This is a genomic window from Pseudomonas sp. NyZ480, from assembly GCF_029537255.1.
Lineage (GTDB): Bacteria > Pseudomonadota > Gammaproteobacteria > Pseudomonadales > Pseudomonadaceae > Aquipseudomonas > Aquipseudomonas taiwanensis.
The window spans coordinates 1,557,696-1,581,735 of sequence record NZ_CP120626.1; the positions used below are offsets into that span (position 1 = coordinate 1,557,696).

Annotated in this window: 24 protein-coding genes; 22 read left to right on the forward strand and 2 right to left on the reverse strand. The window is 63.5% G+C overall.

Annotation, left to right across the window (positions count from 1 at the left end):
- Positions 1–46: 46 nt before the first annotated feature.
- The 8 genes from P3R38_RS07090 to murB all read left to right on the forward strand — a co-directional run bounded on the left by P3R38_RS07090 (position 47) and on the right by murB (position 6,949).
- Positions 47–2,284, forward strand: a complete 2,238-nt coding sequence (locus P3R38_RS07090) for a DNA internalization-related competence protein ComEC/Rec2 (RefSeq protein WP_277686946.1) — start codon at positions 47–49, stop codon at positions 2,282–2,284.
- A 126-nt stretch (positions 2,285–2,410) separates the two neighbouring features.
- Complete coding sequence (locus P3R38_RS07095; RefSeq protein WP_023379394.1) at positions 2,411–3,046, forward strand: MotA/TolQ/ExbB proton channel family protein; 636 nt, start codon at positions 2,411–2,413, stop codon at positions 3,044–3,046.
- Positions 3,043–3,477 (forward strand): biopolymer transporter ExbD, encoded by a 435-nt coding sequence (locus P3R38_RS07100; protein ID WP_023379395.1) that lies wholly within the window; start codon positions 3,043–3,045, stop codon positions 3,475–3,477. The genes P3R38_RS07095 and P3R38_RS07100 overlap by 4 nt, the downstream gene beginning before the upstream one ends.
- A complete protein-coding gene (gene lpxK / locus P3R38_RS07105) occupies positions 3,477–4,478 on the forward strand; it encodes a tetraacyldisaccharide 4'-kinase (protein WP_023379396.1) in 1,002 nt (333 codons plus the stop codon). The genes P3R38_RS07100 and lpxK overlap by 1 nt, the downstream gene beginning before the upstream one ends.
- Positions 4,479–4,522: 44 nt before the next feature.
- Positions 4,523–4,708: a Trm112 family protein gene (locus P3R38_RS07110; protein ID WP_003247142.1), complete on the forward strand. Its 186-nt coding sequence runs from the start codon at positions 4,523–4,525 to the stop codon at positions 4,706–4,708.
- Positions 4,705–5,469: a 3-deoxy-manno-octulosonate cytidylyltransferase gene (gene kdsB, locus P3R38_RS07115; RefSeq protein WP_027907743.1), complete on the forward strand. Its 765-nt coding sequence runs from the start codon at positions 4,705–4,707 to the stop codon at positions 5,467–5,469. Before P3R38_RS07110 ends, kdsB begins: the two co-directional genes overlap by 4 nt.
- Positions 5,469–5,933 carry a low molecular weight protein-tyrosine-phosphatase gene (locus P3R38_RS07120; protein WP_104882033.1) on the forward strand — a complete coding sequence of 155 codons (465 nt, stop codon included), beginning with the start codon at positions 5,469–5,471 and terminating at the stop codon, positions 5,931–5,933. The genes kdsB and P3R38_RS07120 overlap by 1 nt, the downstream gene beginning before the upstream one ends.
- Positions 5,930–6,949 carry a UDP-N-acetylmuramate dehydrogenase gene (gene murB / locus P3R38_RS07125; protein WP_104882815.1) on the forward strand — a complete coding sequence of 340 codons (1,020 nt, stop codon included), beginning with the start codon at positions 5,930–5,932 and terminating at the stop codon, positions 6,947–6,949. Before P3R38_RS07120 ends, murB begins: the two co-directional genes overlap by 4 nt.
- Before the next feature lie 368 nt (positions 6,950–7,317).
- On the opposite strand, the gene rne is transcribed toward murB, so the two are convergent.
- Positions 7,318–10,500 carry a ribonuclease E gene (rne, locus tag P3R38_RS07130; RefSeq protein ID WP_202675985.1) on the reverse strand — a complete coding sequence of 1,061 codons (3,183 nt, stop codon included), beginning with the start codon at positions 10,498–10,500 and terminating at the stop codon, positions 7,318–7,320.
- A gap of 782 nt (positions 10,501–11,282) precedes the next feature.
- Between rne and rluC the strand changes: the two genes are divergently transcribed.
- The 3 genes from rluC to P3R38_RS07145 are packed head-to-tail and all read left to right on the forward strand — an operon-like array spanning position 11,283 to position 13,912.
- A complete protein-coding gene (gene rluC, locus P3R38_RS07135) occupies positions 11,283–12,239 on the forward strand; it encodes a 23S rRNA pseudouridine(955/2504/2580) synthase RluC (protein WP_023379401.1) in 957 nt (318 codons plus the stop codon).
- A 3-nt stretch (positions 12,240–12,242) separates the two neighbouring features.
- Entirely contained in the window at positions 12,243–12,923 is a 681-nt protein-coding gene (locus P3R38_RS07140; RefSeq protein ID WP_277686947.1) for an HAD family hydrolase, read from the forward strand.
- A gap of 2 nt (positions 12,924–12,925) precedes the next feature.
- On the forward strand, positions 12,926–13,912 hold the full coding sequence (locus P3R38_RS07145; RefSeq protein WP_023379403.1) for a S49 family peptidase: 987 nt from the start codon (positions 12,926–12,928) through the stop codon (positions 13,910–13,912).
- A gap of 282 nt (positions 13,913–14,194) precedes the next feature.
- Here the strand turns inward: P3R38_RS07145 and P3R38_RS07150 are convergent, their stop codons facing one another.
- Positions 14,195–14,773, reverse strand: coding sequence for a nucleoside triphosphate pyrophosphatase (locus tag P3R38_RS07150; protein ID WP_027907749.1), 579 nt, complete (start codon positions 14,771–14,773; stop codon positions 14,195–14,197).
- Between the two features lie 96 nt (positions 14,774–14,869).
- Here P3R38_RS07150 and P3R38_RS07155 point away from each other — a divergent pair, with 96 nt between their 5' ends.
- The 11 genes from P3R38_RS07155 to P3R38_RS07205 all read left to right on the forward strand — a co-directional run bounded on the left by P3R38_RS07155 (position 14,870) and on the right by P3R38_RS07205 (position 24,016).
- Positions 14,870–15,397 (forward strand): YceD family protein, encoded by a 528-nt coding sequence (locus P3R38_RS07155; RefSeq protein ID WP_023379405.1) that lies wholly within the window; start codon positions 14,870–14,872, stop codon positions 15,395–15,397.
- A gap of 13 nt (positions 15,398–15,410) precedes the next feature.
- Positions 15,411–15,593 carry a 50S ribosomal protein L32 gene (gene rpmF, locus P3R38_RS07160; protein ID WP_010223221.1) on the forward strand — a complete coding sequence of 61 codons (183 nt, stop codon included), beginning with the start codon at positions 15,411–15,413 and terminating at the stop codon, positions 15,591–15,593.
- Between the two features lie 33 nt (positions 15,594–15,626).
- Positions 15,627–16,607 carry a phosphate acyltransferase PlsX gene (gene plsX / locus P3R38_RS07165; RefSeq protein ID WP_023379406.1) on the forward strand — a complete coding sequence of 327 codons (981 nt, stop codon included), beginning with the start codon at positions 15,627–15,629 and terminating at the stop codon, positions 16,605–16,607.
- 240 nt (positions 16,608–16,847) lie between these two features.
- Positions 16,848–17,786: an ACP S-malonyltransferase gene (gene fabD, locus P3R38_RS07170; protein WP_023379407.1), complete on the forward strand. Its 939-nt coding sequence runs from the start codon at positions 16,848–16,850 to the stop codon at positions 17,784–17,786.
- 15 nt (positions 17,787–17,801) lie between these two features.
- Entirely contained in the window at positions 17,802–18,542 is a 741-nt protein-coding gene (gene fabG / locus P3R38_RS07175; RefSeq protein ID WP_277686948.1) for a 3-oxoacyl-ACP reductase FabG, read from the forward strand.
- A gap of 202 nt (positions 18,543–18,744) precedes the next feature.
- Positions 18,745–18,981, forward strand: coding sequence for an acyl carrier protein (gene acpP / locus P3R38_RS07180; protein ID WP_277686949.1), 237 nt, complete (start codon positions 18,745–18,747; stop codon positions 18,979–18,981).
- A 174-nt stretch (positions 18,982–19,155) separates the two neighbouring features.
- Positions 19,156–20,400 carry a beta-ketoacyl-ACP synthase II gene (gene fabF / locus P3R38_RS07185; protein WP_023379409.1) on the forward strand — a complete coding sequence of 415 codons (1,245 nt, stop codon included), beginning with the start codon at positions 19,156–19,158 and terminating at the stop codon, positions 20,398–20,400.
- Complete coding sequence (pabC, locus tag P3R38_RS07190) at positions 20,400–21,215, forward strand: aminodeoxychorismate lyase (RefSeq protein ID WP_023379410.1); 816 nt, start codon at positions 20,400–20,402, stop codon at positions 21,213–21,215. The genes fabF and pabC overlap by 1 nt, the downstream gene beginning before the upstream one ends.
- Positions 21,216–21,219: 4 nt before the next feature.
- Entirely contained in the window at positions 21,220–22,395 is a 1,176-nt protein-coding gene (gene mltG, locus P3R38_RS07195; RefSeq protein WP_277686950.1) for an endolytic transglycosylase MltG, read from the forward strand.
- 9 nt (positions 22,396–22,404) lie between these two features.
- Positions 22,405–23,037 carry a dTMP kinase gene (gene tmk / locus P3R38_RS07200; RefSeq protein WP_027907750.1) on the forward strand — a complete coding sequence of 211 codons (633 nt, stop codon included), beginning with the start codon at positions 22,405–22,407 and terminating at the stop codon, positions 23,035–23,037.
- A complete protein-coding gene (locus tag P3R38_RS07205) occupies positions 23,030–24,016 on the forward strand; it encodes a DNA polymerase III subunit delta' (protein ID WP_023379412.1) in 987 nt (328 codons plus the stop codon). The genes tmk and P3R38_RS07205 overlap by 8 nt, the downstream gene beginning before the upstream one ends.
- Positions 24,017–24,040 lie beyond the last annotated feature (24 nt).

The following is a 24,040-nucleotide window of genomic DNA, read 5'->3' on the forward strand; positions in this document are numbered from 1 at the left end:
TTCGTCTATGCCTCAGAAGGTATTTTCGCTTCTGGAGCTCTATCTCATGCGCAAAGGGATGCTTGCGCTCGCCATTGGGCTGTTGTGCCTGGGGTTTCTGCCGGCCTTGCCGTCGGTCGGCTGGCTATTGCTGTTGCTGTGCTGTGGCTTGGGCTGCCTGTGTGTTCGGTGGTGGTCGGTCGCCTGTTTTCTGCTGGGCGTGTGCTGGGCCTGCTGGTCGGCCCAGCAGGCCCTGGATGATCGGTTGGCGCCGCAGCTCGATGGCCGTACGTTATGGCTGGAGGGCAGGGTGGTCGGGTTGCCGACTCGCACCGCGCAAGGCGTGCGTTTTGAGTTGTCGCAGCCACTCTCGCGCCGAGCCGAGTTACCGACCCGTCTGCAACTGAGCTGGTTCGACGGTCCGCCGCTGCGCGCGGGCGAACACTGGCGTCTGGCCGTCACCTTGCAGCGCCCGACAGGCTTGCTCAACCCCCATGGTCCGGACCGCGAGGCAAGCCTGTTGGCCCGACGGATCGGCGCAACCGGCACGGTCAAGGCCGGCGAGAAGCTGTCGTCCGTAGCGGGCAGTTGGCGCGACCAACTGCGTCAGCGGCTGCTCGCGGTCCAGGCACAGGGCCGTGAAGCCGCGCTGGTTGCCTTGGTGTTGGGCGATGGAGCGGCATTGGCCCGGGACGATTGGCAAACCCTGCAGGCCACGGGCACGGTGCACTTGCTGGTCATCTCCGGGCAACACATCGGTCTGGTGGCCGGCCTGCTGTACGGGTTGGTCGCCGGGCTGGCGCGCTGGGGGCTCTGGCCTCATCGCCAGCCTTGGCTGCCGTGGGCCTGTGGCCTGGCCATGGCGGCGGCGCTGGGGTATGGCGGGCTGGCGGGGTGGGGCGTGCCGGTGCAGCGAGCCTGCTTGATGTTGGCCGTGGTACTGGCCTGGCGCCTGCGCTTCCGCCACATCGGTTCCGGGATACCCTTGCTGTTGGCGCTCATCGCGGTGCTGTTGTTCGAGCCATTGGCTGCGTTGTTGCCCGGGTTCTGGTTGTCTTTCGCCGCGGTGGCCGTACTCATTTACTGCTTCAGCGCACGTCTGGGTGGCTGGCGACCCTGGCAAGCCTGGACCCGTGCGCAGTGGGTAATCGCCATTGGCCTGCTGCCAGTGTTGCTCGCCACAGGGCTGCCGGTCAGCCTGAGTGCGCCCCTGGCCAACCTCTTTGCAGTGCCCTTGATCAGCCTGACGGTGTTGCCGCTGGCGTTGCTCGGCACGCTGCTGCTGCCATTGGGCAGTGTGGGCGAGGGCTTGCTGTGGCTGGCGGGTGGCTTGTTGGAGCTGCTCTTCTGGCTTTTGGGCAAGGTGGCGGGTTGGCGTTCTGCCTGGATGCCCGCTGCATTGCCCCTGTGGGCATGGCTGTTGGTGGCGGGCGGGGCACTGCTGGTGTTGTTGCCCAGAGGCGTGCCACTGCGTGGCTTGGGTGGGGTGATGCTGCTGGCCTTGTGGGTACCGCCAGAGCAGGTGCCGCAGGGGCAGGTGGAGGTCTGGCAATTGGATGTCGGCCAAGGGTTGGCGGTACTGCTGCGAACCCGAACCCACAGCCTTCTGTACGATGCAGGGCCAGCACGCGGTGACAGTGACCTGGGTGAATGGGTGGTGCTGCCGACCCTGCGCAAGCTGGGGGTGAGCCGCCTGGACATGATGCTGATCAGCCATGCCCATGCCGACCACGCCGGTGGCGCGCAGGCTGTGGCGCGCGGGTTGCCCATCGGGCGCCTGCTGGCGGGAGAGGCACAGGCGCTGTCTGGAGCGCAGCCCTGCGTCAGCGATGAGCGCTGGGAATGGGATGGCGTGCGCTTTTCGCTGTGGCGATGGCCCGAGGCGCAAGGCAGCAATGACCGCTCTTGCGTGCTACTGGTCGAGGCGCAAGGCGAGCGGCTGCTTTTGGCGGGTGACATGGAGGCGGGTGCCGAGCGTGCCTGGCTGGCCGCCAGCGAGCAGCCCGACATCGACTGGTTGCAATCGCCCCATCACGGTAGCCGCACGTCGTCCACCGAGGCTTTCATCAAGGCCACCAAGCCGCGTGGCGTGTTGATTTCGCGAGGGCGCAACAATGGGTTTGGCCATCCGCACCCGCAGGTGATCGAACGCTACCGGCGCCATGGCGTGGTGATTCATGATACGGCGGTGGAGGGGGCATTGCGCTTGCGCCTGGGGCATCGCGGTGGGGTAGAGGGCCTGCGTGCGCAGCGGCGTTTCTGGCGTGCGGCAGCCCCCTCGCCATCCAGCCAGGTACCGCGCTGATGCCTGTGGGAGCCGGCTTCGCGGCGATAGGGCCAGTGCCGTCGGCACAATTCCCTGACCTCCGGCAGATGAGCCCCCTCCGGTCCTATGGTAGAGTGGCGGCCTTTTTCCGAAGGGGCGTTTACTGTGTGGGAATTGGTCAAGTCCGGCGGTTGGATGATGCTGCCGATCATTCTGAGCTCCATCGCCGCCATGGCTATCGTCGTCGAGCGCCTGTGGACCCTGCGCGCCAGCCGTGTCACTCCGCCGCACCTGTTGGGCCAGGTGTGGATCTGGATCAAGGACAAACAGCTTACCAGTGACAAGCTCAAGGCCTTGCGCGCCGACTCGCCGCTGGGTGAAATCCTCGCCGCAGGCCTGGCCAACTCCCGCCATGGCCGCGAAATCATGAAAGAGTGCATCGAGGAAGCCGCCTCGCGCGTCATCCACGAACTGGAGCGCTACATCAGCACCTTGGGCACCATCGCCGCCATGGCTCCGCTGCTCGGCCTGCTGGGCACCGTGTTGGGCATGATCGACATCTTCAGTGCCTTCATGGGCTCGCAGATGACCGCCAATGCTGCCGTGTTGGCCGGGGGGATCTCCAAGGCCCTGGTCACCACCGCTGCGGGCCTGATGGTCGGTATTCCGGCAGTGTTCTTCCATCGCTTCCTGCTGCGCCGCATCGATGAGCTGGTGGTCGGCATGGAGCAGGAAGCGATCAAGCTGGTGGAAGTGATCCAGGGCGACCGCGAAGTGGAAGTGGCTGGAGGCAAGGCGTGAAGTTCCGGCGCAATCGCCAGCGGGAGAACGTCGACATCAACCTCGCGTCGCTGATCGACGTGGTGTTCGTGCTGCTGCTGTTCTTCGTCGTCACCACCACCTTCACCCGCGAAACCCAGTTGCGGGTCGAACTGCCCGAGGCCGCCAGTGCAGAGCAGCCACCAGCCGACCAGGACAAACTGGTGGAAATCACCATCAGTGCCGATGGCGTGTACTCGGTGAACAACCACCTGCTGCCCAAGAGCGACCTGGCCACCCTGACCGAGGCCATCGAGCGCGAATCCGGTGGTGACACTACGTTGCCACTGGCCATTAGCGCCGATGGCAAAACCCCGCACCAGGCCGTGGTCACTGCGATGGATGCTGCCGGTAAGCTCGGTTTCAGCCACCTGCGCATGACCACTGTCGAGGCTGCCCAGGGGACGCCTTGATGGCCTTCGCCGACCGTCTGCTCGCGGCCTGGTATGCCGGGCACCCGGCCCTGGCCCTGCTGCGCCCGCTCGAAGCCTTGTACCGGCGTGTGGTGGTGGGCAAGCGCGCGCGATTTCTCAGCGGCGAAAGCCCCAGCTACCGTGCGCCGGTGCCGGTCATCGTGGTGGGCAACATCACCGTCGGCGGTACCGGTAAGACACCGATGATTCTGTGGTTGATCGACCACTGCCGCCAGCGCGGGCTCAAGGTCGGCGTGGTCAGCCGTGGCTATGGCGCCAAGCCGCCGCAGTTGCCGTGGCGCGTCAGCGCCGAGCACAGTGCCGAACAGGCCGGCGACGAGCCGTTGCTGATCGTCCAGCGCACAGGCGTGCCGTTGATGATCGACCCAGACCGCTCCCGCGCCGTGCAGGCGCTGCTGGCCAGCGAACCACTGGACCTGATCCTGTGCGACGACGGCATGCAGCACTACCGCCTTGCCCGCGACCTGGAACTGGTGCTGATCGACGCCGCCCGTGGCCTGGGCAATGGCCGCTGCTTGCCGGCTGGGCCCTTGCGCGAGCCAGCCGAGCGCCTGCAGGCGGCCGATGCGGTGCTGCTCAACGGCGCCAGCGCTGACCGCGAGGGTGGTTTCGCCTTCAGCCTGCAGCCCTCTGCGCTGGTCAACCTGCGCAGTGGCGAGCGTCGTGCGCTGGACCATTTCCCTGCCGGCCAGGCACTGCACGCCGTGGCGGGCATCGGCAACCCCCAACGTTTCTTCAACACCCTCCTAGGGCTAAACTGGCAGCCGGTGCCGCATCCTTTCGCTGACCACGCGCAGTTCAGCGCTGAAAGCCTGGCCTTCAGCCCGCCGTTGCCGCTGGTCATGACCGAGAAAGATGCGGTCAAATGCCGGGCCTTCGCAGCGGATGACTGGTGGTACCTCACCGTCGAGGCGCAGCCCTCGCCAGCGTTCGTCGGCTGGTTCGACGGCCAGCTGCAGCGCTTGCTGCCCCAGCCCTGAGCCCTTATTCAACACACGGCCACCTGGCCTCAAGGACGCTTTCCATGGACACCAAACTGCTCGACATCCTGGCCTGCCCGATCACCAAGGGCCCGCTCAAGCTCAGCGCCGACAAGACCGAGCTGATCAGCAAGGGTGCAGGCCTTGCCTACCCGATCCGCGATGGCATCCCGGTTATGCTGGAGAGCGAGGCTCGCACCCTGACCGACGACGAGCGTCTGGACAAATGAACCTGAACTTCACCGTGGTCATTCCGGCCCGCCTGCGCTCCACGCGCCTTCCGGGCAAACCGCTGTTGCCGATCGCCGGCAAGCCGATGATCCAGCACGTCTGGGAACAGGCCCGCAAGAGCGGTGCCAACCGCGTGGTGATCGCCACCGACGACAGCAGTATCGTCGAAGCCTGCCAGGCATTCGGCGCCGAAGTGCTGATGACCCGTGCCGACCACGAGTCCGGCACCGACCGTCTGGCCGAAGTGGCGGCCCACCTGGGACTGCCTGCCGATGCCATCGTGGTCAACGTGCAAGGCGACGAGCCGCTGATTCCCCCGGTGATCATCGACCAGGTGGCGGCTAACCTGGCGGCCCACCCGGAAGCGGGCATTGCCACCCTGGCAGAGCCGATCCACGAGCCGCAGGCGGTGTTCAATCCCAACGCGGTCAAGGTGGTCAGCGACAAGAACGGGCTGGCCCTCACGTTCAGCCGCGCGCCACTGCCGTGGGCTCGCGATGCTTTCGCCAAGGACCGCGATCGACTGCCCGAGAGCGTGCCTTACCGCCGCCATATTGGCATGTACGCCTACCGCGTGGGCTTCCTCCAGGACTTCGTCAGCTGGGGCCCATGCTGGCTCGAGCAGACCGAGGCACTGGAACAGCTGCGCGCCCTGTGGCATGGCGTGCGTATTCACGTCGAAGATGCGATCGAAGCGCCAGCGGTGGGTGTGGATACCCCTGAAGACCTGGAGCGCGTCCGGCGCTTGCTGGAGGCCTGATGCGCGTTCTGTTCGTCTGCCTGGGCAACATCTGCCGTTCGCCGACCGCCGAAGGGGTGCTACGCCATCAACTGCGGGCCGCTGGCCTGGCCGACCAGGTGCACGTGGCCTCGGCCGGCACGGCTGAATGGCATGTGGGCAAAGCCCCTGACAGCCGCACCAGCAAGGCGGCGCTGGCGCGTGGCTACGACCTGTCGCGGCAACGTGCGCAGCAGGTGAAGGCGGCGCATTTCGCCGAGTACGACCTGATTCTGGCCATGGATGAAAGCAACCTCAGCCACCTGCGCGCCCTGCGTCCGCATACGGCAAAAGGCGAGCTGGACCTGTTCCTGCGCCGCTACGGTGCTGAGCTCGACGAAGTGCCAGACCCTTACTACGGTGGGGCAGAAGGTTTCGAGCGCGTGCTGGACCTGATCGAAGCGGCATGCCGCGAGCTGGTCGTGGAAATCAAGGGGCGGTTATGACGGCGCATTGGCAGGAGCAGGTATCGCTCAAGGCCTACAACACCTTCGGCATCGACGTGAAGGCACGATATTTTGTCCAGGCCCACAGCGATGCCGAAGTGCGCGCGGCGTTGGCCGAGGCGCAGCAGTGTAACGTGCCGGTGTTCGTTCTGGGGGGAGGCAGTAACCTGCTGCTGACCCGCGACATCGACGCACTGGTGCTGCACATGGCCAGTCGCGGCCAGCGGGTGTTGCTGGACGATGGCAGTCGCGTGGTGGTCGAGGCCGAGGCCGGTGAGCCCTGGCATCCTTTCGTGCAATCGACGTTGGCGAAGGGTTTCAGTGGTCTTGAGAACTTGAGCTTGATCCCCGGCACCGTTGGCGCGGCGCCAATGCAGAACGTGGGTGCCTATGGCGTCGAGATCAAGGACGTGTTCGCTGGGTTGACCGCGCTCGACCGGGAAACCGGCGAGGTGCGGGATTTTGCCCTGGAAGAATGCGCGTTCGGCTACCGTGACAGCGTATTCAAGCGCAACCCAGGCCGCTGGCTGATCTTGCGCGTGCGCTTTGCCCTGAGCCGAGCCTTGCAGGCGCATCTGGATTACGGCCCGGTGCGCCAGCGTCTGGCGGAGCAAGGCATCGAACAGCCGACTGCGCAAGCGATAAGCGACGCGATCTGCAGCATTCGTCGCGAGAAATTGCCTGATCCGGCCGAGCTTGGCAATGCCGGGAGCTTCTTCAAGAACCCGGTGGTACCCGCAGCGGTGGCTGAGCGAATTCGTGCACAGCATCCAGGCGTGGTGGCGTATGCCCAGGCCGATGGCCAGGTCAAGCTGGCGGCGGGTTGGTTGATCGAACAGGCGGGCTGGAAGGGCTACCGTGATGGGGATGCCGGCGTGCATCGGTTGCAGGCGCTGGTGCTGGTCAATCATGGCCAGGCAAGTGGGGCGCAGTTGCATGATCTGGCGCGACGGATTCAAGCGGATATTTACGAACGGTTTGGGGTTGAGTTGGAGATGGAGCCCAACCTCTACTGAGGGCTGGGGTTGCCTTGCGCTTGTCTTGGGTTTAGAGGTGGTGGGTAAATCGAGCGCCGCCCGCGAGGCGCATCGCGAGCAAGGCTCGCTCCTACGCTTGTTTACGGCCAAACATGTCTGTGACAGGCGCACGTGACCGCTTTCTTGCGTCGTGTGACAGAGCGCTCGCGCGCAAATCCCGCAGGACTCATTGGCCCGAAACAAGCGTAGGAGCGAGCCTTGCTCGCGATGCGCCGCGCGGGCGGCGCTCGATCTCAAAGCCGCTGAAAAACCTCCGACAAGCGCATCCATCCTCAAACCAAAACGCTCCCCAAGAAAAAGCCCCGCCCAGTTTGCACTGGCGGGGCTTTTTCACTCAGGCGATGGCATCAACCGTGGTGTGGCTTCTGCTCGTCAGCGGTTTCCAGCGCTGGCTCTCCAGCCGACGCAGCCGCTTCTTGCGCAGCCTTGGCCGCTGCTTCGGCTTCGAGGCGGCGGCGGCGCACTTCACGTGGGTCGTTCGGTGCACGGCCGTTTGGCAGCATCACGGTAGCAGGTGCTTCAGCCGCTGCTGGCTCGGAAACCACAGGGGCGGGCTCGGCCGCTACTTCGGGCTGGGCTTCGACCGCCGGGGCCTCGACCACGGGCTCGGCAACCGGGGCCGCTTCAACGACCACAGGTGCCTGCTCGACTTCGACGGCAGGTGCTTCAACGGCGGCTACTTCCGCCGGCGCTTCGACAACCACCGCAGAGGCTTCTTCTACCGCAGGCTGTGGCGCGACTTCCACTGCCGGCTCGACACTGGCTTCAACCGGAGCGACCGGCTCGCTGACTGGCTGTTCGACCGCAGGGGCAATCGCCACTTCTTCAGCCTGTTCAGCCTTGACGCTTGCTTCAACCTGCTCGGCAGCCTGAGGCGCTTCGACGGTTTCAGTGCTGGCGACTTCAGCGGTGGCACGCTCTGCCTGCTGATTGGCTTCGGCCTCGGCGGTGGCGCTGATGTTGCTGGTGGCGACCGCGGCGGTGACGGCCAGGCCGGCTGCCAGTTCGGCACCCAGCTCGGTGGCCTGGTGCTGTTGTGGCTGCTCTTCGCTGCCTTCTTCCTCGCTGCCTTCGATCAGCTCGCCGTTGGCATTGCGCTGGCGCTCACGGCGGTTGCTGCGACGACGCTGACCGCGCGAACGGCGGCGTGGGCGCTCGCCATCGGCACCTTCCAGCTCGTCCTGCAGTTGCTCTTCGTTCGGCAGTTGCTCTTCGGCCTGCTCCGCAGCCTGTTCGCTAGCGCGAGGCTGGCGCTCCTCACGCGGTGGGCGCGGCGCACGCTCCTCACGGGGGGCGCGTTCTTCGCGTGGAGCGCGTTCTTCACGCGGAGCCCGCTCTTCGCGTGGTGCTCGTTCTTCACGCGGAGCGCGCTCTTCACGTGGCGCGCGTTCCTCACGCGGTGCACGTTCTTCGCGAGGCGCACGCTCTTCACGCGGTGCGCGTTCTTCTCGGGGCTGACGTTCTTCACGCGCGGTCGGTGCGGCGTCCAGCGGTTCGCGCAGTTCGCGTACCCGCTCTTCACGGTTGGCACGGCGATCTTCGCGGGGTTGGCGTGGTTGACGCTCCTCGCGTGGGGCGCGCTCTTCGCGGGCGACACGCTCCTCGCGCGGTGCACGTTCCTCACGCGGCTGGCGCTCTTCGCGGGGGGCGCGCTCGGCACGCTCTTCACGCGGCTTGCGTTCGTCGTCGCGACGGCCGTTTCGGTTGCGGCTCTGCTGGCGACCGTTACGACGCTCTTCGTTGCGTTGAGGGCGTTCGGTAGCGGGCTTCTCGGCGGCGACCGCTGGCGCTGCGGCAGGCTCTTCCTTGCCGGCGAACAGGCTGACCAGCGACTTCACCAGGCCTTTGAACAGGCTTGGTTCTGGTGCGCTCGGGGCCGGGGCCGGGGCGGGTGTTGCGGCAGGCTGTTCTTCAGCGCTCGGGACCGGTGCGTTGGCGCGGGCCGGGGCGGTCTTGACAGCGGCTTCCTGACGAACCAGGGTGCGGGTGGCGGTCGGCTGCGGCGCTTCTTCGGTCTCGGCGGCGGCGATTTCGTAGCTGGACTGGTTGTTCAGCACGTCCGGGTTGTCGTCGCGCAGGCGCTGGACTTCGAAGTGCGGTGTCTCCAGGTGATCGTTCGGCAGGATGATGATGCGCGCACGGGTACGCAGTTCGATCTTGGTGATCGAGTTGCGTTTCTCGTTGAGCAGGAAGGCCGCGACCGGGATCGGCACTTGGGCGCGAACCTCGGCGGTGCGGTCTTTCAGCGCTTCTTCTTCGATCAGGCGCAGAATCGCCAGCGACAGCGACTCGACGTCACGGATGATGCCGGTGCCGGAGCAGCGTGGGCAGACGATACCGCTGCTTTCGCCCAGCGACGGACGCAGGCGCTGACGGGACATTTCCAGCAGGCCGAAACGCGAAATGCGGCCAACCTGGACACGGGCGCGGTCGGCTTCGAGGCATTCGCGCACGCGTTCTTCGACGGCACGCTGGTTCTTGGCCGGGGTCATGTCGATGAAGTCGATGACGATCAGGCCGCCGATGTCGCGCAGGCGCAGTTGGCGGGCGATTTCCTCGGCCGCTTCCAGGTTGGTCTGCAGGGCGGTTTCCTCGATGTCGCTACCTTTAGTGGCGCGCGCCGAGTTGATGTCGATGGACACCAGGGCTTCGGTCGGGTCGATCACGATCGAGCCGCCGGACGGCAGGTCGACGACGCGCTGGAAGGCGGTCTCGATCTGGCTTTCGATCTGGAAACGGTTGAACAGCGGCACGCTGTCTTCGTACAGCTTGACCTTGCTGGCGTACTGCGGCATGACCTGGCGAATGAAGGTCAGGGCTTCTTCCTGGGCGTCGATGCTGTCGATCAGCACTTCGCCGATGTCCTGGCGCAGGTAGTCGCGGATGGCGCGGATGATGACATTGCTTTCCTGGTAGATCAGGAAAGGCGCGGCGCGATCCTGGGATGCTTCCTTGATGGCGGTCCACAGCTGCAGCAGGTAGTCGAGGTCCCACTGCATTTCTTCGCTGCTGCGGCCCAGGCCGGCGGTGCGCACGATCAGGCCCATGTCGCCGGGAACGGTGAGGCCGTTCAGGGCTTCGCGCAGCTCGTTGCGCTCTTCGCCTTCGATGCGGCGGGAGATACCACCGGCGCGCGGGTTGTTGGGCATCAATACCAGGTAGCGACCAGCCAGGCTGATGAAGGTGGTCAGGGCGGCGCCTTTGTTGCCACGCTCTTCCTTCTCGACCTGGACGATGACCTCCTGGCCTTCGCTGAGGACTTCCTTGATGTTGACGCGGCCTTCAGGGGCTTTCTTGAAGTATTCGCGGGAGATTTCTTTCAGCGGCAGGAAGCCGTGACGTTCGGAGCCGAAGTCGACGAAGGCGGCTTCGAGGCTAGGTTCGATCCGGGTGATCTTGCCTTTGTAGATGTTGGCCTTTTTCTGCTCGCGGGCCCCGGACTCGATGTCCAGGTCGTAGAGACGTTGGCCGTCCACCAGGGCTACACGCAACTCTTCGGGTTGAGTCGCGTTAATCAGCATTCTTTTCATGTTGTACCGTCGGTTTCCGGGCTGCCGGAAACGGCGTTCGGCACACACGACTTCTCATGGTCGGTGCCAAGGTGCGCAAAGGGTGGTAAGGCCACCCCCGTGTCTGGCGACGTTCGGCACCAGCCGGTTGCCCAGCCTGCCGTTGTCGCGACGACGCGTCCTGTTTGCTGCGGTGTCATGAAGCCTGTGGTATCCGAATCAACCAAGCAGGCCTCGTGCACTCAGTCAGGAGGAGGAATCAACCGTCAGCCGTGGACGCCCGGAGGCATCTGTTCAGGACCTTATCCGCTCGCCGGCCATTCAGTGGGCCGGTGGCCGGACGCGGTGCTACACGGTCCGAGGGCTGTGCATCTCCACCCTGCACGTATCCCTGATAATTCGGGTGCTGCCGCGCGCTGAATCCGCAACGGGTTGCATTTTTCGCCAGCGCATGTTCTGGGCTGGCGCCATTCATGTCCGAGGCAGGTATTTCCGAAGCATTCGCCAAACGTTGCGTGGAAGCGACGGGCGGGCAGAGGTGCAGCGAAAAGAATCGGGTAAGCAGGTGAAACACCGCACTTGTCGTTTTTTTTCGGTCTTCTCTACACAGCGCTGGTGGCGATTCCAGGCAATTCGGTAAACTGGCGAAAACCCCGTCGGACGGCCTCGCGTCCTCGAGAATTGCGTTGGTCAGGGCCGGCGAAGAGCCTGGTGCCGCTGGCCTGCCGCTTTTGGCGGCGTTCGCGACTATAGCAGTAATGATTAAGTGCTTCAATTCCATAAAAAATTGTTATGATCCCGCCATGACGACCAATACCCCTCCGACTTCCGGCGTTCAGCTGATCGAAGTCGCGCCGGAACTTGCCGGCCAACGCATCGACAATTTTCTCATTACGGCCCTCAAGGGCGTGCCCAAGACACTTGTGTACCGCATCCTGCGCAAGGGTGAGGTGCGGGTGAACAAGGGGCGGGTCAAGCCTGAATACAAGATTCAGGCCGGCGACATCGTCCGTGTACCGCCTGTCCGGCTGCCTGAGCGCGACGAGCCAGCGCCGGTCGCCCAGGGCTTGTTGCAGCGGTTGGAGGCGGCCATCGTCTACGAAGACAAGGCGCTGATCGTGATGAACAAGCCGGCTGGCATCGCCGTGCATGGCGGTAGCGGCCTGAGCTTTGGTGTGATCGAAGCGCTGCGTCAATTGCGTCCGGAAGCCAAGGAGCTGGAGTTGGTGCACCGCCTGGACCGCGACACCTCTGGCCTGCTGATGATTGCCAAGAAGCGCAGCATGTTGCGCCACCTGCATGCCGCGTTGCGCGGTGATGGCGTCGACAAGCGCTACATGGCGCTGGTGCGCGGACATTGGCCGACGTCCAAGAAGCAGGTGAGTGCGCCCTTGCAGAAGAGCAACCTGCGCTCCGGTGAGCGTATGGTCGAGGTGGATGAAGAGGGCAAGGAGGCGTTGACGCTGTTCCGCGTCCTGCGCCGTTTCGGTGAGTTCGCGACCATCGTCGAGGCGCGTCCGATCACCGGTCGTACCCATCAGATACGCGTGCACACCTTGCATGCCGGTCACATGATTGCCGGCGACAGCAAGTATGGTGACGAAGATTTCTCCCGCGAGATCCGCGAGCTGGGTGGCAAGCGCCTGTTCCTGCATGCCTATGCCCTGACCGTGCCGCTGCCGGATGGTGGTGAGCTCAAGCTCGAAGCGCCCGTGGATGAAATGTGGGCCAAGACCATTGAACGCTTGAGTGCGAGCTGATCCATGCGAAGCCGTTACGAGCTGTTGATCTTCGACTGGGACGGCACTCTGGCCGATTCCATTGGTCGCATCGTTCATGCCATGAACGTCGCTGCCGAGCGCGCTGGCGAGTTGCCAAGTGATGATGAGGCGGTGAAAGGGATCATCGGCCTGGCGCTAGATGAGGCCATTGCCACGCTGTATCCGCATCTCGATGCTGTGCAGGTTGAACGTTTCCGTCAGCACTATGCCAATATTTACGTGGCTCTGGATCAACAGCCTTCGCCGTTGTTCGACGGCGTGGTGGAGTCGCTGGAAGCGTTTCGTGCCGAGGGCTACCGCTTGGCGGTGGCCACTGGCAAGGCCCGTCGAGGCCTGGATCGGGTGCTCAAGGCCAATGGCTGGGAGCACTTTTTCGATATTACGCGTGCGGCGGATGAGTCGCGCGGCAAGCCGCACCCGCTGATGCTCGAGCAGATTCTCGGCCACTGCCGGGTCGATGCCGGGCGTGCATTGATGGTGGGGGATTCGGCATTCGACCTGCAAATGGCCAGCAATGCCGGCATGCACTCGGTTGCAGTGGGTTATGGCGCCATGTCGCTGCACGCGTTGGCCGAATTTGGCCCGCAAGTGTGCATCGATCATTTTTCTCAGTTGCGCGACTGGCTGTCCGGTCCCGCGCACGTTCAATTCCAAGGTAGGTGAGCATGGCTGACGAATGGAAGGCGCCCGAGCCCGAAGGTGACGGCGAAGAGCGCAAGAGCTGGAAGTTGCTGGAGAAGACCCTGCTGGCGGGTGTTCAGGAGCAGCGCCGCGCCCGCCGCTGGGGGATTTTCTTCAAGCTGCTGACCTTTCTCTACCTGTTCGGCATCTTGTTCCTGTTCATGCCGATGATGGATGTGGACAAGGCGGCTTCGCGCAGTGCCAGTCACACCGCGCTGGTCGAGGTGCGTGGGGTGATTGCCGACCAGGAAGCAGCCAGCGCCGACAATATCGTCAAGGGGCTGCGCGAGGCGTTCAGGGATGCCAAGACCAAGGCCGTGGTGATGCGCATCAACAGCCCGGGGGGCAGTCCGGTTCAGGCGGGTTACGTGTATGACGAGATCCGGCGTCTGCGGGCCGAATACCCGGCTATCAAGCTCTATGCGGTGATCAGCGATCTGGGGGCTTCCGGTGCCTACTACATTGCCAGCGCCGCTGACGAAATCTATGCCGACAAGGCTAGCTTGGTGGGTTCTATCGGGGTTACCGCGGCGGGTTATGGCTTCGTTGGCTCGATGGAGAAGCTCGGTGTCGAGCGTCGCACCTATACGGCAGGCGAGCACAAGGCCTTCCTTGATCCGTTCTCGCCTGAGAAGCCTGAGGAGAGGGCGTTCTGGCAGGGTGTGCTGAACACCACGCATCAGCAGTTCATCGCCATGGTCAAGCAGGGGCGGGGCGATCGTTTGAAGGACAAGGAGCATCCGGAGCTGTTCAGTGGCCTGATCTGGTCCGGTGAGCAGGCCAAGGCGCTGGGGTTGGTGGATGGCCTGGGCAGTGCCAGCTATGTGGCGCGTGAGGTCGTTGGCGAGAAAACACTGGTGGACTTCACTGTGGAAGAGTCGCCGTTCGATCGGTTCTCCAAGCGCATTGGTGCCAGTGTGGCGGAGCACCTGGCGATGTGGATGGGGTTCCAGGGGGTTCAGTTGCGTTGAGTGATCGTCGCGCGCGCTGAGGTGGGTGTGAGATCGAGCGCCGCCCGCGCGGCGCATCGCGAGCAAGGCTCGCTCCTACGTTTGTTTCGGGCCAGTAACCCCAGCAATAGGCGCGCGCGACCGCCTTGTTTGTACGGCTCAATATCGCGCCCAGCACCAAAGCGGTCGCGCGCAGATCCCACAGGCATAATTGGCCCGAAACAGACGTAGGAGCGAGCCTTGCTCGCGATGCGCCGCGCGGGCGGCGCTCGATCTCACTCGCGCCGAAGCCCCCAGGCCGTACTAGGGCACTGCCACCCCCTCAACCTTCAACATATCCACCAGCCGAATCAACGGCAGCCCGATTAGGCTGGTCGCATCGCACCCATGGGTGCTCTTGAACAAACTCACGCCCAACCCTTCTGCCTTGAAGCTGCCCGCGCAATCGAGTGGTCGTTCCGCTTCCACGTAACGCTCCACGCGCGCTCGATCCAGCTCTCGCATCGTCACCGTGAACGGCACGCAATCGACCTGGCATTGCCCTGTGGCGCTGTTCAGTAGCGCCAGGCCGGTCAGGAAGGTCACTTGCTGTCCGCTGGCCTCCAGCAGTTGCTCGCAGGCCCGTTCGAACGTATGGGGCTTGCCGAGGATCTGTTCGCCGAGCACCGCTACCTGGTCGGAGCCGATAATCAGGTGGTCCGGGTAGCTGACCGCCAGTGCTTGCGCCTTCTGTCTGGCAAGACGTCGAACCAGCTCCGTAGCCGGCTCGTCATCAAGCCTGCGCTCGTCTACGTCGGGGCTTGCCCAGATAAAGGGCAGGCGCAGGCGCTCAAGCAGTTCGCGCCGATAGGGAGAGCTGGAAGCCAGTAACAAGGGAAGCATGATAGACTCCTGATCGTTTGAACCGAATTCTAACATGTGAGATGCCGCCGAATTTCCTTTGACAGGGGCGGGGGGCATCCCTAGAATGCTGCGCCTATGTTGAATGACCCGATTCCACCTCACGTTGACCCGCGCAAATTAGCCGATCGTGGCGTAACCATTAATGGTTCGCTGCTACTCGCTGATTTGGAAAGACTCTGCGACCCGCTTTCCGACGATGTCGGTACGGTGCAGGCGAAGTTCGATTTTGAACGAGATGAACAGCACGTGGTGGTTATCCACAGCGAGCTGGATGTCGAAGTCAAAATGGTTTGCCAGCGTTGTCTTGAGCTGGTCACCCTGCCGATTCACAGCGAATGTACATACGCTGTGGTGAAGGAGGGTGCGAATACCCAGTCGTTGCCGAAAGGCTATGACGTGCTGGAACTGGGCGAAGATCCTTTGGATCTGCAGGCATTGATCGAGGAAGAGCTTCTGCTCGCCTTGCCAATCGTGCCTGCTCATCATCCGGAAGAATGCCAGCAGCCGGCGGGCGCAGACGAGCCCGAATCGAGCAAGGACGAGGTATCGCGGTCCAACCCGTTCAGTGTTTTGGCGCAGTTAAAGCGTGACCCAAACGTTTAGGAGTTAATCAATTATGGCTGTTCAGCAGAACAAAAAATCCCGCTCTGCCCGTGACATGCGCCGTTCCCACGACGCCCTGTCGGAAAACGCGCTGTCGGTAGAGAAAACCACCGGTGAAGTACACCTGCGTCACCACGTGTCGCCAGAAGGCGTATACCGTGGTCGCAAAGTGATCGACAAGGGCGCTGACGAGTAATCCTTGTCCGCTCAGATCATCGCGATCGACGCAATGGGCGGGGACTTCGGTCCCCGCAGCATTGTCCAGGCAAGCATTGCCTGCCTTTCGGCTACTCCCTCGCTACACCTGACCCTCGTCGGTCAACCCTCCCTCCTCGAAGAGCTTGTCAGCGGCCTACCGGCTGCGGATCGCGCGCGCCTGCAGATTGTTGCGGCCAGTGAGGTGGTCGGCATGGACGAGCGGCCCTCCCAGGCGTTGAGGGGCAAGCCGGATTCGTCGATGCGCATTGCCCTTGAACTGGTGCGTGATGGCAAGGCCCAGGCCTGCGTGAGCGCTGGCAACACCGGGGCGTTGATGGCGCTGTCGCGCTTCGTGCTCAAGACCTTGCCCGGCATCGATCGGCCGGCCATGGTGGCGGCGATCCCTACCCAGACGGGCTACTGCCAGTTGCTCGACCTGGGCGCCAATGTCGACTGCAGCGCCGAAAACCTCTACCAGTTCGCCGTGATGGGTTCGGTGGCCGCACAGGCGTTGGGTATTCATCGCCCGCGCGTGGCGCTGTTGAATATCGGCACCGAGGACATCAAGGGCAACCAGCAGGTCAAGCTGGCGGCCACCTTGCTGCAGAATGCCCGGGGCCTCAACTACGTCGGTTTCGTCGAAGGTGACGGCCTGTACCGCGGCGAAGCGGATGTGGTGGTGTGCGACGGTTTCGTCGGCAATATCCTGCTTAAGTCCAGTGAGGGCCTGGCGACCATGATCGGTGCGCGCATCGAGAAGCTGTTCAAGGGTGGTGTGCTATCGCGTGCCGCCGGTGCCTTGGCCATGCCTTTGCTCAAGCGTCTGCAGGACGACCTTGCGCCTGCACGGCACAATGGTGCCAGCTTCCTGGGGTTGCAGGGTATCGTCATCAAGAGCCATGGCTCGGCGGGCGTGCAGGGTTTCCAGAGTGCGATCCAGCGAGCGTTGATCGAGATTCAGGAGAACCTGCCGCAGCGCCTGCATGGTCGGCTTGAAGACCTGTTGCCTTAGTTTGCCGGCATTGGCCGCTTCGCAGGCAAGCCGGCTTCTGCATGGCGCGCACGCTTGCGGTGTGCGCCTTCCTGTTGGTGATGAGGTCGCGGCTGACACGACAAAGGCCTTAGGCATATCGCCGATGAAGTGCTTAAATGTGACCGCTTGGTCTGCGTCTTCATCCAAGCTTTCAGATTCCGCGTCCGGCCCAAGGCCCGACGCACCCTATCCGACGACAAGATCATAAGGGCTTGTTCAATGTCTGCATCCCTCGCATTCGTCTTTCCCGGTCAAGGTTCCCAGTCGCTGGGCATGCTTGCCGAGCTCGGCGCCGAGAAGCCGGTGATCATCGAGACCTTCAAAGAGGCCTCTGACGCTCTGGGTTACGACCTGTGGAAACTGGTCCAGGAAGGCCCGGAAGAACAACTCAACCAAACCGACAAAACCCAGCCGGCCATCCTTACCGCCTCCATCGCGTTGTGGCGCCTGTGGCTGGAAGAGGGCGGCGCGCAGCCAGCCTTCGTTTCTGGCCATAGCCTGGGTGAGTACAGCGCGCTGGTCGCCGCTGGCAGTCTGTCGCTGAAGGACGCCGTTCGCCTGGTCGAACGGCGCGGTCAGCTGATGCAAGAGGCCGTGCCTGCTGGTCACGGCGCCATGGCAGCGATCCTTGGCCTGGATGACGCCGTGGTCGTGGAAATTTGTGCAGAAGCGGCTGAAGACGAAGTGGTCAGTGCGGTCAACTTCAACTCGCCGGGCCAGGTGGTCATCGCCGGTAACAAGGCTGCGGTCGACCGTGCCATCGAGCTGTGCAAGGCCAAGGGTGCCAAGCGCGCCCTGCCGCTGGCGGTCAGCGTGCCGTCGCACTGCGCCCTGATGAAGCCTGCCGCCGAGCGTTTCGCCGAATCGGTCAACGCCATCGAATGGAAGGCCCCGCAGATTCCGGTCGTGCAGAACGTCACCGCCGCTATCGCCGCCGACCTCGATACACTCAAGCAGGACCTGCTGGCGCAGTTGTACCAGCCGGTACGCTGGGTCGAGTGCGTGCAGACCCTGGCGGCCAATGGCGCCGTCAACCTGGTCGAATGCGGCCCTGGCAAGGTTCTGGCAGGCCTGAACAAGCGTTGCGCGGATGGCGTGACCACTTACAACCTCAATACCCCTGATGCCGTCGCTGCCACCCGTGCGGCGCTGGCCTGATTTGGAGAAGCTTGCATGAGCCTGCAAGGTAAAGTTGCACTGGTCACCGGCGCCAGCCGTGGTATCGGCCAGGCCATCGCCCTCGAGCTGGGCCGCCAGGGCGCGACCGTGATCGGTACCGCCACTTCGGCTTCCGGCGCCGAGCGCATCGCTGCCACCCTGAAAGAGCACGGTATTGCCGGCACCGGCATGGAACTGAACGTCACCAGCGCCGAATCCGTCGACGCCGTGCTGTCCGCCATTGCCGAGCAGTTCGGCGCTCCGGCTATCTTGGTCAACAACGCTGGCATCACCCGCGACAACCTCATGCTGCGCATGAAGGACGACGAGTGGTTCGACGTCATCGACACCAACCTGAACAGCCTCTACCGTCTGTCCAAGGGCGTGCTGCGCGGCATGACCAAGGCGCGTTGGGGTCGTATCATCAGCATCGGCTCGGTGGTCGGTGGCATGGGTAACGCAGGTCAGGCCAACTATGCCGCCGCCAAGGCCGGTCTGGAAGGCTTCAGCCGCGCCCTGGCCCGCGAAGTCGGCTCGCGTGGCATCACCGTCAACTCGGTGACCCCAGGCTTCATCGACACTGACATGACCCGTGAACTGCCAGAAGCGCAGCGCGAGGCTCTGCAGAAGGAAATTCCGCTGGGCCGCCTGGGCCAGGCCGAGGAAATCGCCAAGGTGGTTTCCTTCCTGGCATCCGACGGCGCAGCCTATGTCACCGGCGCTACTGTGCCGGTGAACGGCGGGATGTACATGTAAACTGCAACTCAATGTGACGGATTGCTTAAAAAAAGAGTCATACTCCGAGCCTAAAATCCGTTATAAAGCTGCAACCAGATTCCAGGCAGAGGCTTGGTCGAGTCATACGAAGGTGTGTTTCGCTTGAAAAGCGAACGTCTTTCTATAAACTTGGACACCGGCCAGCTGCCTGACATATGTCCATTAGGAGTGAAAACTAGGTATGAGCACCATCGAAGAACGCGTCAAGAAAATCGTCGCCGAGCAACTGGGCGTCAAGGAAGACGAAGTGACTGCTGAGAAGTCCTTCGTCGATGACCTGGGTGCCGATTCGCTTGACACCGTTGAGCTGGTGATGGCTCTGGAAGAGGAATTCGAGACCGAAATCCCTGACGAAGAAGCCGAGAAGATCACTACCGTTCAAGCTGCTATCGACTACGTCAAAAACCACCAGGCTTAAGACGTTTTAGTCGACGCTTCTTGTCGGGAAAAACCGCACTGCCTTTGCCGGCGTGCGGTTTTTTCTTTGCGAGGCGCCTGCGTCGCGCAACGAGCATCGAGAGCTTGTTGCCATTTCATTCCGTTGCCTTGAATGCAATGGCAAGAAACTCTGTTATTAGAAAAGGAGAGTACTGTGTCGCGTAGACGCGTCGTGGTCACCGGTATGGGTATGCTGTCGCCACTGGGTACCGATGTACCGAGCACCTGGCAGGGCATTCTGGCTGGCCGCAGTGGCATCGGTCCGATCGAACACACGGACCTGTCTGCCTACTCCACCCGTTTTGGCGGCTCGGTGAAGGGCTTCGAGGTCGAGCAATACCTGTCGGCCAAAGAGGCTCGCAAACTTGACCTGTTCATCCAGTACGGCCTGGCGGCCGGCTTCCAGGCAGTGCGTAACGCCGGTCTGGAAGTGACCGATGCCAACCGTGAACGCATTGGCGTGGCCATGGGCTCGGGGATCGGCGGTCTGACCAACATCGAGGACACTAGCCGCACCCTGCACGAGCAGGGGCCGCGCCGTATTTCGCCGTTCTTCGTGCCGGGTTCGATCATCAACATGATCTCGGGTTTCCTGTCGATCCACCTGGGTCTGCAGGGGCCGAACTACGCCATTGCCACCGCGTGTACCACGGGTACCCATTGCATCGGCATGGCTGCGCGCAACATCGCCTACGGCGAAGCCGACGTGATGATTGCCGGCGGCGCCGAAATGGCCGCTTGCGGCCTGGGCATGGGCGGCTTCGGCGCCTCCCGCGCGCTGTCTACGCGCAATGACGAGCCGACCCGCGCCAGCCGTCCCTGGGACAAAGGCCGTGATGGCTTCGTGCTGTCCGATGGTGCCGGTGCCCTGGTACTCGAAGAGCTGGAACACGCCAAGGCCCGTGGCGCCACCATCTATGCCGAGCTGGTTGGTTTCGGCATGAGCGGCGACGCGTACCACATGACCTCGCCGCCCGACTCCGGTGAAGGCGCTGCCCGCTGCATGGCCAATGCCCTGCGCGATGCCGGTATCCAGCCTGAGGAAGTGAGCTACATCAACGCCCACGGTACGTCTACCCCCGCCGGTGATGTCGCCGAAGTGGCCGCGATCAAGCGCGTGTTCGGCGAACATGCCTACAAGCTGGCCGTGAGCTCCACCAAGTCGATGACCGGTCACCTGCTGGGTGCCGCCGGTGCGGTGGAGGCGATTTTCAGCGTCCTGGCCATCAACAGCCAGATGGCGCCGCCTACCATCAACCTGGACGAGCCGGATGAAGGCTGCGACCTCGACTTCGTGCCCCACGAAGCACGTAGCATGAATATCGACGTTGTACTGTCCAACTCCTTCGGCTTTGGCGGCACCAACGGTTCGCTGGTGTTCCGCCGGTTCGCCGGTTGATGCACAGCTGGATCGACGGCCAGCCTGCGACTGCGGTCAATCTGCAGAATCGCGGCCTGGCCTACGGCGATGGCCTGTTCGAGACCCTCGCCGTGCGCAGTGGGCGGCCCAGCTTGCTGGAGGGCCACTTCGCCCGCCTGGCGCTGGGTTGCCAGCGTCTGGGCATCGACGCCGACCTGGCCCTGGTCCGCGATGAAGTCCTGCGTTATGCCAGTCAGCTCGGCGACGGTGTCGCCAAGCTGATCCTCACCCGAGGCGATAGTCAGCGCGGCTACGCTCCGGCTCCCGGCGCTGCCCCCCGGCGCATCCTGCAAGCCAGCCCGCTGCCCAGCTATCCTGAGCAGCATGCCGAACTTGGCGTGCGCTTGTTCGAGTGTCAGACCCGCCTCGGGGAACAACCGCTGCTTGCCGGCCTCAAACACCTCAACCGCCTCGAGCAGGTGCTGGCCCGCGCCGAATGGCAGGACAGCGAACATGCCGAAGGCCTGATGCGAGATGGGCAGGGCAGGGTGATCGAAGGGGTCTACAGCAACCTGTTCATGGTGCGTGACGGCGTGTTGCTCACCGCCGATCTGCGTCGTTGCGGCGTGGCTGGCGTGATGCGTGGGGCCTTGCTCGAACAGGCACAGGCGCTGGCAATCCCGGTGCAGGTCCGTGACCTGGCCTTCGGCGAGCTGCAGCAGGCGGACGAGGTGTTTGTCTGCAACAGCGTCTATGGCATCTGGCCGGTGCGGGCATTGGCTGCGCTGAACTGGTCGCCGGGGCCGCTCACTCGTAAACTGCAGGCCGTTGCCCGTACGTTACTGGAAACCTGAATTCGTGAGACGCAAATTCCTGCTGCTGCTGGAAATGGGGTTGATCCTGGCTGGCCTGGCATTCGGCTGGTCGGCCTGGAAAGTCAACTCGGTGCTGGAGCAGCCTCTGCAAGTGGCCCAAGAGCGCTTGCTCGATGTGCCCAATGGCACCACCCCGAACCGCATGTTCTACCGCATGCAGAACGAGGGGCTGCTCGACGATGCCCTGTGGTTGCGCCTGTATTGGCGCTTCAACATGGCTGGCACCCCTTTGCACACCGGCGAATATCGCCTGACCCCCGGCATGACCGTGGGTGAATTGTTGGACGCCTGGCGCCGCGCTGACGTGGTGCAGTACAACCTGACCCTGGTGGAAGGCTGGACCTTCCGCCAGGTGCGTTCGGCCGTGGCCAAGCACGAGAAGATCAAGCACACCCTGGACGGACTTTCGGATTCGGAAGTAATGGACAGGCTCGGCCATACCGGCGTATTCCCCGAGGGGCGCTTCTTCCCTGACACCTATCGCTTCGTACGCGGCATGACCGATGTCGAGCTGTTGCAGCAGGCGTACATGCGTCTGGAAGAAGTGCTCGCCAAGGAGTGGGCCGAGCGCACGACCGACTTGCCCTACCGTGACCCTTACCAGGCGCTGATCATGGCCTCGCTGGTGGAAAAGGAAACCGGCATTCCTCAGGAGCGTGGCCAGATCGCGGGTGTGTTCGTGCGCCGCTTGCGCCTGGGCATGATGCTGCAGACCGACCCCACGGTGATCTACGGCATGGGCGAGCGTTACAACGGCAAGATCACCCGTGCCGACCTGCGCGAGCCGACCCCTTACAATACCTACACCATGACCGGCCTGCCGCCGACGCCGATCGCCATGGTCGGACGCGAAGCGATCCATGCCGCGCTCAACCCGTCCGATGGTTCCAGCCTGTACTTCGTCGCCCGCGGCGACGGCAGCCACGTGTTTTCCGATGATCTGGACGACCACAATTCGGCCGTGCGAGAGTTCCAGCTCAAGCGCCGCGCCGATTACCGCTCCAGCCCGGCACCGCAAGGCCAGCCTGGCGCCAGCGAGACGACGCTGGCACCGGATGCGCAGTCCGAACCCGAACCAGGCGAGTCGCAAGAGCAGGCGCCATCTTCTGAAAGCGAAGCGGCGCCGGCCAATGAGCCAACGCCCGACGAACAACACTAAGGACTGCCTGTGAGCGGCTTGTTTATTACCCTTGAAGGCCCCGAAGGCGCGGGCAAGAGCACCAATCGCGACTACCTGGCGGCGCGTCTGCGTGAGCAGGGGCTGGATGTGGTGCTGACCCGTGAGCCCGGTGGTACACCGTTGGCCGAGCGAGTGCGTGAGTTGCTGCTGGCGCCCAGCGATGAAGTGATGGCCGCCGACACCGAGCTGCTGCTGGTGTTCGCTGCGCGTGCCCAGCACTTGGCCGAAGTGATTCGACCTGCGCTGGCCCGGGGTGCGGTGGTCCTGTGCGACCGTTTCACCGATGCCACCTACGCCTATCAGGGGGGAGGGCGTGGCTTGTCCGTCGAGCGTATCGCCCAACTGGAACAGTTCGTCCAGGGCGACCTGCGCCCGGACCTGACCCTGGTCTTCGATCTGCCGGTCGAAGTCGGGTTGGCCAGAGCTGCCGCAAGGGGCCGTCTGGATCGCTTCGAACAGGAGGGCCAGGCCTTCTTCGAAGCTGTTCGCCAAGCCTACCTGCAGCGTGCCCAGCGGGCGCCGCAACGCTATACCTTGCTTGATGCCGCACAACCGCTGGACGCGGTACAGCGCGCCATCGATGGGTTGCTGCCAGGCATCCTGGAGCGCTGCCGTGGCTGAGGCCTACCCCTGGCAGCAGGCAATCTGGCAACAGCTGGCAGGCCGTAGCCAGCACGCCCACGCTTACCTGCTGCACGGGCCGCAAGGCATCGGCAAGCGAGCCCTGGCCGAGCGTCTGATGGCTCGCCTGCTGTGCCAGCACCCTCAAGGGCTGGATGCCTGCGGTCAGTGCAAGTCCTGCTTGTTGCTCAAGGCCGGCAGCCACCCAGACAATTTCGTGCTGGAGCCGGAAGAGGCCGACAAGCCCATCAAGATCGACCAGGTGCGCGAACTCGTCACCTTCGTCGTGCAGACCGCGCAACTGGGCGGGCGCAAGGTGGTGCTGATCGAGCCGGTGGAGGCGATGAACGTCAATGCTTCCAACGCCTTGCTCAAAAGCCTTGAAGAGCCTTCCGGCGACACGGTGCTGCTGCTGGTCAGCCATCAGCCCAGCCGCTTGCTACCGACCATCAAGAGCCGTTGTCAGCAGGTCGCCTGCCCGCAACCGAGCTTCGCCCAGAGCCAGGCCTGGCTGGCCACGGCACTGGCTGAGAGTGACGAGTCGGAGCGTGACGAGCTGTTGACCCTTGCCGCTGGTTCGCCGTTGTTGGCGGTCAGCCTGCAGGCCCAGGGGGTGCGCGAACAGCGCGCGCTGGTAACCGATGGCGTCAAGAAGTTACTCAAGCAACAGCTGTCACCGAGCCAGTTGGCCGAGGCCTGGAACAGTGTGCCGCTGCTGCTGCTGTTCGACTGGTTCTGCGATTGGTCGCATCTGATCCTGCGCTACCAGTTGACCCAGGACGAAGAGGGTTTAGGCTTGGCCGATATGCGTAAGGTGGTGCAGTATCTGGCCCAGAAGAGCCGGCAGGCCAAGGTCCTCGAAGTTCAGGCGTGGATTCTCGAGCAGCGTCAGAAGGTGCTGGGCAAGGCCAACCTCAACCGCGCCCTGTTGCTGGAAGCGTTGCTGGCCCATTGGCAGCAACTGCCGGTTTCCCGCTGACTTTCAATCGTTCTTCCATGTGTG